We start from the raw sequence: 11,139 nt of genomic DNA on the forward strand, positions 1-11,139 counted from the left end.
CCATTGGTCCTTAATGGCAAAAAAATCATGATTTCATATAATGTTTTTAAGATAGACGATTGTTGGAGGTTCTATTATGACGATATATCATTTCGTAGGAATCAAAGGTTCGGGCATGAGCGCATTAGCCCAGATCCTTCATGATATGGATTATCAGGTCCAGGGTTCCGATGTAGAAAAATACTTTTTCACCCAAAAAGCGTTGGATGATGCAAACATCAAAATCCTTCCTTTCCAAAAGGAAAACATCGGCGGAGATATGCATGTGATCGCCGGAAATGCATTCCCCGACACACATGAGGAAATCGTGGCAGCCAAAGAACTTGGCCTGCCTGTGACGCGTTACCATAAATTCCTCGGTGACTTCATGCAGGAATTCACAAGCGTAGCCGTCACTGGAGCGCACGGGAAGACATCCACGACAGGTCTCCTCGCACACGTGATCAGAGGAGCGAAGCCGACTTCCTACCTGATCGGTGATGGAACGGGTAAAGGGGAAGTGGATGCGAACTACTTCGTATTCGAAGCGTGTGAATACCGACGTCATTTCCTTTCATACTATCCTGACTATGCGATCATGACGAATATCGACTTCGATCATCCTGATTACTTCGCCAATATCGACGATGTATTCTCTGCATTCCAGGAAATGGCCATGCAGGTGAAGAAAGGGATCATTGCGTGTGGGGATGATGAACAGCTTCAAAAGATCCAGGCAAGGGTTCCCGTCGTATTTTACGGCTTTGCCGAGGAGAATGACTTCCAGGCACGAAATGTAGCCCATGATGAAAACGGAACATCATTCGATGTGTTCGTACGCAACGAATTCTACGCGTCTTTCAAGATCCCGACTTACGGAGATCATAACATCCTGAACGCCCTCTCTGTCATTGCCCTTTGTCATTATGAAGAGCTTGATACGGCGATCGTACAGGAAAGACTGCAGACATTCGAAGGCGTCAAGCGCCGCTTCTCTGAGAAGAAGGTAGGCGGTCAGATCCTTGTGGATGATTATGCCCACCATCCGACGGAGATCACAGCCACACTTGATTCGGCCCGTCAAAAGTATCCGAATAAGGATATCGTCGCTGTCTTCCAGCCGCACACGTTCACAAGGACACAGACATTCCTTTCAGAGTTTGCTGAAAGCCTTCAGCTCGCTGATAAAGTGTATCTGTGCGAAATCTTCGGCTCTGCCAGGGAAAATCACGGAAAGCTTTCCATCCATGATCTTGAAACCAAAATCGATGGGTGCGAAATCATCGATGAGCGTGATACAACCGCTCTTCTTCATCATGAAGACAGCGTGCTGATCTTCATGGGGGCAGGGGACATCCAGAAATTCCAGCAGTCCTATGAATCCGTTCTGAACGAACAGGTGGCAGAGTAATTCTGCATACAATAAAAAGCCATCCGCGAATGATCGCGGATGGCTTTTCCTATGCTCATTTCAGGTTTTCGGGATTCAATCCTTCAAGTTCGGGGATGACGAACCGTCCATCTTTCCTGATAAGGACATCATCGAAGTAGATCTCCCCGCCGCCATATTCAGGGCGCTGGATCATGACCATATCCCAATGAATATTGGAATGGTTGCCATTATAAGCATCTTCATAACATTCACCAGGGGTGAAATGGAAGCTGCCATCGATCTTCTCGTCAAAAAGGATGTCTTGCATCGGGTGCTGGATGAACGGATTGACGCCGATGGCGAATTCTCCCACATACCTTGCTCCTTCATCCGTATCGAAGATCTTGTTGATCCGGTCCGAATCATTCGCTTCCGCTTCTACGATCTTCCCATCCTTGAACGTAAGCTTGACGTTTTCGAAAGTAAAGCCGTTATAAGGCGACGGCGTGTTGTAGGAAATCACACCGTTGACCGAGTCCTTCACCGGGGCACTGTATACTTCCCCGTCGGGAATATTCAACCGGCCGGCGCATTTGACCGCTGGTATATCCTTGATGGAAAACGTCAGGTCCGTGCCTTCCCCTGTCAGGCGCACACGATCCGTCCTGTTCATGAGATCGGCAAGGCTGTCCATGGCCGCATCCATCTTACTGTAATCGAGGTTGCATACATCAAAGTAGAAGTCTTCGAATGCCTCGGTGCTCATTTTTGCTAGCTGTGCCATGGATGAAGTCGGGTAGCGGAGCACGACCCATTTTTTCTTCGGTACACGGATCTCCCTATGGACCTTTTTGCCGATCGTGTTGCCATGGATCCTCATCTTTTCGTCAGGAACATCCGATTGTTCGTTGATGTTATCTCCCGAGCGCAACCCGATGTAGGCGTCCATCTGCTCCATCTTCCGTGCTTCGAAGTCGGCCATCATCTCATATTGTTCTTCTTGTGCACCCATGAGGAGGGAGCGGTCGACAGCTGCGTCCTTGATGGTGACGAACGGGTACCCGCCTGCTTCATAGGCTTCCTTTACAAGGGCGGTGACGAGTTCGCGCTGCAGCCCGAAGTTCTCGATCAGGACTTTTTCGCCCGGCTGGAGCTGGACGGAGTAATTGATCAGGTTCTTTGCTAGTTTCTGGATCCTTGGATCTTTCATTGTGTTTCCCCCTAGTTATGTATTCCCTTCTATTTTACCCTAAATGCTTCAACCATGCGCCATCTGCCGTTTTGAATATACAGATATTTTTTTTGAAAGTAAAAAGAGGAATTATGAGAGAAAAGGAAGAAATACTAGTATAATGTTTAATGAATTCATATGAGGGTAAAGGATTTCTATACATGGAGGTGTAGCAGATGGAAATCATTCTTTATCTTAGTGTCGCAGTCATCGCGGTGGCATTCTTCGTCCTCGTGATCAGCCTCATGAAGACATTGAAGTCCCTCGGGACGACGCTCGACAGCGTGTCGACGACCCTGAACGGCCTTGAAGGTCAGCTGCAGGGAATCACGAAAGAGTCTACTGAATTGCTACATAAAACGAATCTTCTTGCAGAGGACATCCAAAAGAAATCCGAAGACTTGAATACGGTCGTTTATGCAGTGAGGGATGTCGGACATTCGATCCAGAACCTGAATACGTCTGTGAAGAAGGTCAGCACGAACATCTCGTCTGAACTCGAACGTAATCAAGGCAGGATTTCCCAGGTGGTTCAGTGGGGCAATACGCTGATGGAACTTCGGGGCAAGTGGAAAGAACGGAAGGCTGTTGAACAACCTCCCGTACCAGCATCCGATGACATCGGCGCAAGGGAAAAAATGATAAAAAGAGCCAGATCTTATAATTGAGAGGGGAATGAACATTATGACACAGCAGTACAATCAGCAAAATCCAAATCAAACCAATGACAGCAACATCAATTCGAAAGATTTCATCATCGGCACGTTGATCGGCGGTATCGTCGGGGCTGCAACCGCTCTTCTGCTCGCTCCAAAATCCGGTAAAGATCTTCGCAACGATATCAACGAACAGGCAGGCAACTGGAAAGAAAAGACGAGCCAGTGGAAGGACACGGCCGTTGAAAAAAGCAATGAATTGGCTGCAGCTGCCAAAGAGAAATCTTCTTCTTTGACAAAGACGGTTCAAGAGCAGTCCAACCAGGTAGTCGGTAAAATCAAATCATACCGTTCCGGAAGTGCTGAAGGTGAGGAAGAAGTACCTGCAGAAACGGGCGATGTGAATCAAAAGCTTGAAGAAACGAAAAAAGCCTTTGATGAAACAGAAAAAACATACAACAACTGATTTCGCCAACGCGTGGTCATTGATTGAAGGAACGGTGAAGTGATATGATGACTTCACCGTTTTTATTATGCTGAAAGGAAGTTGGATAATGAAAAAAATTGAAACCGTACAAGAATTCGAAAACCTCGCAGAGAGTCAGCCCCGCTTTTTCTTCATGAAGCATAGCCTGACATGTCCGATCAGCGGCAATGCGTTCAATGAGTACCAGTCGTTTTTAAACAAACACGGGGAAGAAGAGGGCTACTACCTCGCTGTTCAGGAAGCAAAGGAACTATCCAATCATATCGCGGAGAAGTTCGGTATCAAGCATGAGTCTCCTCAGGCCTTCCTTTTTATCGACGGGAAACCGGGATGGAATGCTTCCCACTGGAACATTACAGAAACAGAACTTGATAAACTATAATCTGCATCCACAAAAAAGCCTGAGAGGGCTTTTTTGTTTTTCCCCCTGGCTGACGCGCCTGTGCCAGGGTTTACTTTCTTGTCGAAAGGGAAAGGGTTTATATAACGATAATTCAAGGAGGAACACAATCCAATGAATTCAACGAGAACCCGTTCGAGAAGTGGAAAGTTGATGAAAGGCATCATGCTGGGCGCGGCAGTAGGCGGAGCCATTGCCATGCTTGACTCTGGCACCCGACGGAGGGTGGCGACGAAGACGACGTCATGGAAGGATTCCACCATGGGCATGGTGGATCGTGTCCGGGAGGATCCATCCGGGGTGATGAATGATTGGCAGGGACGTTTGAAATCGGCTTCTGCTGTCCTGAAGGATGCCATCAATGATGCACAATCCCTGTATGAAAGAGTCAGTGATGACATTATTGAACCGGTTAAGGAGCAGTCTTCAGAGCTCATCGCATCGACCAAGGACGCCGCTGAGGACCTCCAGGAAATCGGCATGAAGGTGAAGGAAGCAGGGGAAGAAATCAAGGAAGATGAAGGGGCTCCAACGGCCTCATCTGATCAAGAATCGATTCATCCGGTTGATCGTCCAAGCCCTGTTCCTGGGAAAATCGGTTCATGACCGAACCTATCACATGAAGACCAAAACGCCGCGAACCCCGTTACAGGGTTCGCGGCGTTTTATGTGGCCGTATTTCCTATCTGACTTTAATCTCAGGCCAGACGATCTCCAATAGGTCGCCGTCCCGGATTTCGTCGAAGAAGGTTGTTTCCAGTTTGTTTCTCAAGAGGAGGAAGCTCCCCCTTGTGTTGGTCGGCATGTCGATTTCCACGAAATTAAACACGTCCTGGAAGATGAATGGTGAATCTGCCGACTCTTGGATCATAAGCTCATCCCCGGAGAATACAAGGTCTTCCCCGGATAACTCATCCCCGTTCCTTTTGACGGTGGTGAAGACTTTTTCAAGTGTTACATCCTCCCCGTTAAAGGAGATGGTAATCGACTTGGTCAGTAGCATCTTCTTTTTGTTCAGGAGGAGTCCGAGGGTCGGTTGTGACGGAGCTTCGAAAGTGAGGCGATCGAGATGGTGGACCATGGCTGTCGGTCTCACTTCCTGTCCGTTGCGTAACAGCTTCCCGTTGAAAGCAGGGAAGTACGTTTCTTTTCCGTTCAAGGAGAGGTGGAAAGGCCTCAAGGAGGAAATCCAATCATGGTAGCCGAGCTGTGACAGGGCGTCTGCGATCGTTTCAATAAAGGTGATGTCGACGATGTCCCCATCTTTCAGCACGGTCTCCTTCCCGGAAGGAACTCCGTTTAGCATGATACCGGGTTCCAGGAGGAGTTCCCGTTCCTGTAGATAGACCTTCTTTCCAGAACCCTCATCCATGAGTTCTCCTATGGTCACGACGGGTTCGTCACCATCCCTTCCTTTTTCCACTAGGAGGCGGTCCTGATTCCCGACCCCATCGTCAAACGAACAGGCCTGATCGTTTTTGTACAGGGAAGGGGGTTCCCCGGGACTTCCCGGTAGGGAGAGTGTCTGCCCGTTGACCGTGACGGAAATGGCCTTCCCGGGCTTGCCGTGCAGATCCTGCACTTTGACGCCGGCAGAGAGGATGCAGTCTCCCACCGTCAGATTCTTCACTTCGAACATCCTAACGGCATGCCCGTTCACATCCACCGTCACATATTGAACAGGGGTCTCCCTTGCGGCGATGGCAATGCCGATCGGTGTGACCAGTTCTGGACCTTTCAACATATGACCTTGTAGCTTCACACGCTGGATCGCTTCCACTCCCCTGACCGCTGCACGGTTCTCAGGCAGGCCGAGGACAGAGGCAAGCTTGGTGGGTAGACCCGGTGTCAGACTGCCACCTCCGACGAGCATCACGGCCTGCGGTGCCTTCATGTTGTTCAAACGGAGGATTTCGTCCGAGATTTCTTTTGCCAGGCGCTCAATGGATGCTCCGATGCGACGGAGTACCTCATCGGACGGGATGACGGTTTCGAACCCGAGGATATCCGTCACTTCGATGGAAGGAGAATCATGGAGCTGCCGCTTCGCTTTTTCCGCAAGGGGGAAGTCGAGGAGCAGTTCCCTGCTGAGTGCTTCCGTGATTTCATCCCCGGCTGTCGGCACCATCCCATAAGCTGTGACCGTTCCGTGGTTCGTCAGGGCGACATCCGACGTACCGGCCCCTACATCGACGAGGGCGACATTCAACCTTCGCATGGACTGGGGGATCAAAACGTTGATGGCAGCGATCGGTTCAAGGGTGAGGGCTTCCAATTCGAGTCCAGCCCTCTGGAGAGCGGCAAGCAGTGAATCCACGACGACCCGCGGAAGGAAGGTGGCGATGATCTCCACGCTCGCTTCATCGCCCTGCTGGTCGATGAGGCTCCCGATCTCTTCGCCGTCGAGGCGGTAGTAGAGCACGGAATATCCCACGCAATAATAGTGATGACCTGCATCATCGCCGGCAGCTTTCGCCTGTGCCTCCTGGACAGCGCCGAATTCAAGATGGAGCACATCGTCTTTCTTGAGGAGCGGCTTGCCTTTGATGGATGAGGTGATGGAGGCCGTTTCGGTTCTCAGGGCCCTTCCGGCAGCCGCGACGCATACTTTCCTCAGAGGACCGTGTGCATCTTCGAGACGGCTCTTGATCGATGTAATGACGGCAGCTACTGCAGGTACATCGTGGATCTGTCCGTCCAGCATGGCCCGTTCCCGGTGCTCCTCTATTAAAATATCACTCACCTGAAAATGGTCATCCATTTCTTCCATGATGATGCCCACCACTGAGCGTGTACCGATGTCCAGTGCAAAGATTTTTTGATTTTTTTTCACCATTCATTCACCTGCTTCAGCCCAGTCTCATAGTATACTTAAATACTTTAACGCTTAAAAGCGTTTAATCAAAAAAAAATTTCTTCGTGACATTTGAGATATGTTCTATTATAATAAGTTTCAACATCAAAAATGTATCATACTTCCTTAAAACTATAACAGGTTTTACGTATGAACAGGAAAAAAAGAAAGGGTGCTGTATTGTGAGTAATCAAGAGCTCGATCAATTAAGGAATCAAGTCGACGAACTGAATCTGAAACTACTGGACATCATCAATGAGCGGGCCAAGCTCGTTCAAGAAATCGGGCGTGTCAAGGAGACTCAAGGAGTATACCGCTATGATCCTGTTCGTGAACGGGGAATGTTGAACCTGATCAAAGAAAACAATGACGGTCCGTTGAAAGACTCGACTGTTGAACATATTTTCAAGGAAATATTCAAAGCAGGATTAGAACTGCAAAAGGATGACCATTCGAAGGCCCTTCTTGTTTCCCGTAAAAAGAAACCGGAAGATACCATCGTGAATATCAACGGGGAAGCCATCGGGGATGGAAATCCTCATTTCGTATTCGGGCCATGTGCCGTGGAATCTTACGAGCAGGTGGCAGAGGTGGCGAAAGCCGTCAAAGCAAAAGGCCTGAAGCTACTCCGCGGGGGAGCATTCAAACCGCGTACGTCCCCTTATGACTTCCAGGGACTTGGAATGGAAGGCTTGAAGATTTTGAAGAAGGTCGCCGATGAGTACGGCTTGGCGGTCATCAGTGAAATCGTCAATCCGGCTGATATCGAACAGGCTGTCGAATACATCGACGTCATCCAGATCGGTGCCCGCAATATGCAAAACTTCGAACTATTGAAAGCAGCCGGTGCCGTTAAGAAGCCTGTACTGTTGAAGCGCGGACTTTCGGCAACGATCGAGGAATTCATCAATGCGGCTGAGTACATCATTTCACAAGGGAATGGAGACATCATCCTATGTGAGCGCGGAATCAGGACGTACGAGAAAGCAACCCGTAACACCCTTGATATCTCCGCGGTGCCGATCCTGAAGCAGGAAACGCATCTTCCGGTATTCGTAGACGTGACCCACTCTACAGGACGCAGGGATCTCCTTCTCCCGACAGCCAAGGCAGCCCTTGCCATCGGTGCAGACGGCGTCATGGCAGAAGTGCATCCTGACCCGGCGGTCGCCCTGTCCGATTCTGCCCAGCAGATGGATCTCGATCAATTCGATACCTTCTACAATGAAGTATTCAAAGGAAGAACAATCACAGTATAATCAAGGAAGAAATGGACGGATCCTCCTTTTGAGGGTCCGTTTCTTCCGTTTTCATGGAATTTTTTTCACGAATTGATGCAGAGTCATTGCAGGAATAAATATACTATCGTATGATTATGTACGTGATTGCAGATAAATATACTGTATACACTAATCGAACTTATGAGTGGATGCTAACTTGTGCATAATGTAACAAAGTCCTGTAATCGCTCTCCAGGTTTATTTGGTGTAAAATAAGGTAAATGGTTATGAGTAAAGGAGCGTGTTTGCAATGAACGTGACAATATATGACGTAGCAAGAGAAGCCAATGTATCAATGGCCACGGTTTCACGTGTGGTCAACGGAAATCCCAACGTTAAGCCTGCAACAAGGAAGAAGGTACTTGAGGTCATCGATCGACTCGGCTACCGTCCGAATGCGGTTGCACGTGGTCTTGCGAGCAAGAAGACGACGACTGTCGGAGTCATCATCCCTGATATCTCCAATATCTTCTATGCAGAGCTTGCCCGGGGGATTGAAGACATCGCCACCATGTACAAATACAACATCATCTTGAGCAACTCTGATCAGAATGCAGAGAAGGAGCTTCATCTCCTCAATACGATGCTCGGGAAACAAGTGGACGGCATCCTGTTCCTCGGTGGACATATTTCCGAAGAACATGTGCAGGAGTTCGAGCGTTCACCAGTGCCGATCGTCCTTGCTGGAGCGGTTGAAGAAACGAATAAAGTCCCTTCCGTCAACATCGACTACAAAGCTGCGACTTACGATGCCGTGAAGGATCTCCTCGATAAGGGGCATGAACGGATCGGATTCGTAAGCGGTCCGTTCCATGACACCATCAATATGAAATTCAAGCTTGAAGGATACCGTGAAGCCCTTGCACAAGCGGGCGTCGAATACGCTGATGAACTGGTCATCGAAGGGGAATACACGTATGATTCAGGACTTGAAGCGTGGCAGAAGTTCTCTGAGCTATCGGACAAGCCGACTGCAGTCTTCGTAGGCAATGATGAAACGGCCCTCGGTGTCGTGCACGGAGCGCAGGATGCCGGTGTTTCCATTCCGGATGAAGTGGAAATCATCTCGTTCGATAATACAAGGCTTGCCCTCATGGTGCGTCCGCAGCTCACGTCCGTCGTGCAGCCGCTTTATGATATCGGTGCCGTGGCCATGAGACTCTTGACGAAGTACATGAACAAGGAAACGGTCGATGAAGCAGCCGTTGTGCTTCCTCATCGCATCGAATACCGTAATTCAACCAAATAATGCTGTAAACTGGTTAGATAGGTCTGGAAGGCTGATCCTGCCTTCCGTCCTCTTTTGACCGGAAGGCAGGATTTTATTTTTTTTGCAGGGAGAGTCATGATGAAGAAGCTTGATATGCTTACACCTTTAGGCGTCGTCTTGGGGATTGTATTCGTCGGTGTTGCCATCCTTACCAATGCAGGTCCCGATAGTTTTGCATCTTTTATCAACATTCCGTCCATCCTGGTGGTCATCGGCGGCTTGATCGGAGCCATGCTGGTCAGCTTTTCCTTCAGTGAACTGAAGCAGCTGGGAAAAGTGATGGCAGAGTCATTCAGGGTACAGGAACATGATACACAAGAATTGATTTCCACCTTTGTATCCCTTTCGGACAAAGCGAGGAGGGAAGGGCTTCTTTCCTTGGAAACCGAGGTCGAAGAAATCAAGGATCCGTTCATCAGGAAGGGAGTCCTTCTTGCCGTGGACGGAATCGAATCGGATGTCATCACGGATATCCTGAATACCGAAATCATTGCCCTTGAAGAGCGTCATCGCAAGAATAAGAGACTGCTAGATAAAGCAGGGGAATACGCTCCTGCATGGGGGATGATCGGAACTCTGATCGGACTCGTCCTCATGCTCCAGAACCTCAGCGACCCGTCCTCCCTCGGACCCAATATGGCCGTTGCCCTGCTGACGACCCTGTATGGGACGCTCCTTGCAAACCTGGTCTTCATCCCCATGGCATCGAAGCTTGCCATGAAGACTGAAAAGGAAGTGTTCATGAAGCAGATCGTCATCGAGGCCGTGATGGGCCTTCAATCAGGGCAGAACCCGAGGGTCCTCGAAGAGAAGCTTACGGTCTTCCTATCAGGGGAAGAAATGACTACATATCGATTGAAGGATCGTGATTCCGTTGATGAGGCGTAGGAGTAAGGAAGAAGAATCTCCCCGGACTCCTGCCTGGATGGTCACATTTTCGGATATGGTCACCCTGATCCTCGTATTTTTCATCCTGCTTTTCTCCATGTCGCAGATCGATAAGGGGAAGTTCGAATCCATCGTCGATTCATTTCAGGGTGCGTCCATCATTCCGGATGGGAGTACAAGTGATCTTGATGTGGTGCTGAAAGATGTGAAGGCCTATCTGAAGGAACATGATATGGAGGATGCCATCAAGGCTGAGCGGACGGACAGGGGTGTCGTCCTCGTTCTTCAAGAGCAGGCCCTTTTTGAAACCGGGGATGCCGAAGTTCTTGACTCTGCCTTTCCGTTCCTCGATATGGTCGCAGGGCTCCTTGAAGAACTGCCGAACAAGGTGGACGTGGAAGGACATACCGATAATCGCCCCATCTCCACCTATCGCTATCCATCGAACTGGGAACTTTCAACCGCCAGGGCCAGCAGTGTCATCCGGTACCTGGTGAATGAAAATGGACTGGATCCTGAACGGTTCATCGCCATCGGCTACGGAGATACCATGCCTGTGGAACCGAATGATTCCGATGCCCATATGCAGAAGAACCGCAGGGTGGAGATCATCGTGACCGACCCGGCGTACAAAGAAAAATAAAAAAGAGTGGCGTTCATTTTCCTGAACGCCACTCTTTTTTATTATTGTCACCAAACGGATTATGTGATAAAGTTAGATA

General features: G+C 49.3%; 11 protein-coding genes. 9 read left to right on the forward strand and 2 right to left on the reverse strand.

Going from position 1 to position 11,139, the window contains the following annotated elements; translation table 11 throughout:
* The first annotated feature begins 76 nt into the window (after positions 1-76).
* Positions 77-1,390, forward strand: coding sequence for a UDP-N-acetylmuramate--L-alanine ligase (gene murC / locus AF331_RS00515; protein ID WP_053426306.1), 1,314 nt, complete (start codon positions 77-79; stop codon positions 1,388-1,390).
* A gap of 55 nt (positions 1,391-1,445) precedes the next feature.
* Here murC and AF331_RS00520 read toward each other — a convergent pair whose 3' ends face one another.
* Positions 1,446-2,561, reverse strand: a complete 1,116-nt coding sequence (locus AF331_RS00520; protein ID WP_053426307.1) for an aminopeptidase — start codon at positions 2,559-2,561, stop codon at positions 1,446-1,448.
* Between the two features lie 197 nt (positions 2,562-2,758).
* Here AF331_RS00520 and AF331_RS00525 point away from each other — a divergent pair, with 197 nt between their 5' ends.
* The 4 genes from AF331_RS00525 to AF331_RS00540 all read left to right on the forward strand — a co-directional run bounded on the left by AF331_RS00525 (position 2,759) and on the right by AF331_RS00540 (position 4,731).
* Complete coding sequence (locus AF331_RS00525; RefSeq protein WP_053426308.1) at positions 2,759-3,250, forward strand: DUF948 domain-containing protein; 492 nt, start codon at positions 2,759-2,761, stop codon at positions 3,248-3,250.
* 16 nt (positions 3,251-3,266) lie between these two features.
* Positions 3,267-3,704 carry a YtxH domain-containing protein gene (locus tag AF331_RS00530; protein WP_053426309.1) on the forward strand — a complete coding sequence of 146 codons (438 nt, stop codon included), beginning with the start codon at positions 3,267-3,269 and terminating at the stop codon, positions 3,702-3,704.
* A gap of 88 nt (positions 3,705-3,792) precedes the next feature.
* Positions 3,793-4,107, forward strand: coding sequence for a bacillithiol system redox-active protein YtxJ (gene ytxJ, locus AF331_RS00535; protein WP_053426310.1), 315 nt, complete (start codon positions 3,793-3,795; stop codon positions 4,105-4,107).
* Between the two features lie 132 nt (positions 4,108-4,239).
* Positions 4,240-4,731: a YtxH domain-containing protein gene (locus AF331_RS00540; protein ID WP_053426311.1), complete on the forward strand. Its 492-nt coding sequence runs from the start codon at positions 4,240-4,242 to the stop codon at positions 4,729-4,731.
* Between the two features lie 76 nt (positions 4,732-4,807).
* On the opposite strand, the gene AF331_RS00545 is transcribed toward AF331_RS00540, so the two are convergent.
* On the reverse strand, positions 4,808-6,958 hold the full coding sequence (locus AF331_RS00545; protein WP_053427719.1) for a cell division protein FtsA: 2,151 nt from the start codon (positions 6,956-6,958) through the stop codon (positions 4,808-4,810).
* A gap of 203 nt (positions 6,959-7,161) precedes the next feature.
* Between AF331_RS00545 and AF331_RS00550 the strand changes: the two genes are divergently transcribed.
* The 4 genes from AF331_RS00550 (at position 7,162) to AF331_RS00565 (ending at position 11,060) form a co-directional block, all read left to right on the forward strand.
* Complete coding sequence (locus tag AF331_RS00550) at positions 7,162-8,238, forward strand: bifunctional 3-deoxy-7-phosphoheptulonate synthase/chorismate mutase (RefSeq protein WP_048012699.1); 1,077 nt, start codon at positions 7,162-7,164, stop codon at positions 8,236-8,238.
* 271 nt (positions 8,239-8,509) lie between these two features.
* Entirely contained in the window at positions 8,510-9,508 is a 999-nt protein-coding gene (gene ccpA / locus AF331_RS00555) for a catabolite control protein A (protein WP_053426312.1), read from the forward strand.
* Positions 9,509-9,607: 99 nt separating this feature from the next.
* Positions 9,608-10,417, forward strand: coding sequence for a flagellar motor protein MotP (motP, locus tag AF331_RS00560; RefSeq protein WP_053426313.1), 810 nt, complete (start codon positions 9,608-9,610; stop codon positions 10,415-10,417).
* A 37-nt stretch (positions 10,418-10,454) separates the two neighbouring features.
* The gene (locus tag AF331_RS00565; RefSeq protein ID WP_053426314.1) at positions 10,455-11,060 is read left to right on the forward strand and encodes an OmpA family protein; all 606 of its coding nucleotides are present in this window, start codon (positions 10,455-10,457) and stop codon (positions 11,058-11,060) included.
* Positions 11,061-11,139: the final 79 nt, after the last annotated feature.

It is taken from the genome of Rossellomorea marisflavi (assembly GCF_001274775.1).
GTDB lineage: Bacteria > Bacillota > Bacilli > Bacillales > Bacillaceae_B > Rossellomorea > Rossellomorea marisflavi.

What these genes read in the sequence shown, in the direction of transcription:
- murC (WP_053426306.1), top strand. Translation starts at nt 77, where the DNA reads ATGACGATATATCATTTCGTAGGAATCAAAGGTTCGGGCATGAGCGCA.
- AF331_RS00520 (WP_053426307.1), bottom strand. Translation starts at nt 2,561, where the DNA reads ATGAAAGATCCAAGGATCCAGAAACTAGCAAAGAACCTGATCAATTAC.
- AF331_RS00525 (WP_053426308.1), top strand. Translation starts at nt 2,759, where the DNA reads ATGGAAATCATTCTTTATCTTAGTGTCGCAGTCATCGCGGTGGCATTC.
- AF331_RS00530 (WP_053426309.1), top strand. Translation starts at nt 3,267, where the DNA reads ATGACACAGCAGTACAATCAGCAAAATCCAAATCAAACCAATGACAGC.
- ytxJ (WP_053426310.1), top strand. Translation starts at nt 3,793, where the DNA reads ATGAAAAAAATTGAAACCGTACAAGAATTCGAAAACCTCGCAGAGAGT.
- AF331_RS00540 (WP_053426311.1), top strand. Translation starts at nt 4,240, where the DNA reads ATGAATTCAACGAGAACCCGTTCGAGAAGTGGAAAGTTGATGAAAGGC.
- ccpA (WP_053426312.1), top strand. Translation starts at nt 8,510, where the DNA reads ATGAACGTGACAATATATGACGTAGCAAGAGAAGCCAATGTATCAATG.
- motP (WP_053426313.1), top strand. Translation starts at nt 9,608, where the DNA reads ATGAAGAAGCTTGATATGCTTACACCTTTAGGCGTCGTCTTGGGGATT.
- AF331_RS00565 (WP_053426314.1), top strand. Translation starts at nt 10,455, where the DNA reads ATGGTCACATTTTCGGATATGGTCACCCTGATCCTCGTATTTTTCATC.